The sequence below is a fragment of the Mesorhizobium sp. M1A.F.Ca.ET.072.01.1.1 genome (assembly GCF_004023325.1).
Lineage (GTDB): Bacteria > Pseudomonadota > Alphaproteobacteria > Rhizobiales > Rhizobiaceae > Mesorhizobium.
In genome coordinates this window covers 1-424 of record NZ_RZSF01000758.1, presented here as the reverse complement: position 1 = coordinate 424, position 424 = coordinate 1, and the positions used below count along the sequence as shown (strand labels likewise).

At 59.7% G+C, this 424-nt stretch carries 1 protein-coding gene; it reads right to left on the bottom strand.

The window, feature by feature from the left end:
* The coding region (locus tag EOA32_RS37895; protein WP_245499547.1) for an ATP-binding cassette domain-containing protein at positions 1-405 on the bottom strand (405 nt) is incomplete at its 3' end.
* Between the last annotated feature and the right edge of the window lie 19 nt (positions 406-424).

Genomic DNA, 424 nt, shown 5'->3' with positions numbered 1-424 from the left:
GTTCTGGAATTCAAGGGCGCTGTCGGTCGTATCATCTGCCGCAGGACCTGGGCTCTCGGCCACCAGTCGCGGTATGGCGTCGAGCAGCATGCGTGTATAATCGTCGCGCGGCTCAGCAAACACCTGCTTGCGGCCGCCCTGCTCGACAATCCTGCCAGAAAGCATGACCGCCACCCGGTCGGCGACGACGTTCACAACCGCAAGGTCATGGGTTACGTAGACCACGCTGGCGTTGCTGGACTTGACCAGCCTGGCGATGAGTTCAAGGATCGTCTGCTGGGTCGAGACGTCCAGGCCCGTCGTTGGCTCGTCCATCACGATCACCTGCGGAGACGTCATAAAGGCCATCGCAATGGCGATGCGTTGAAGTTGTCCGCCGCTCAACTCGAAGGGATAGCGTTTCAAAAACCGTTCATCATTGGGG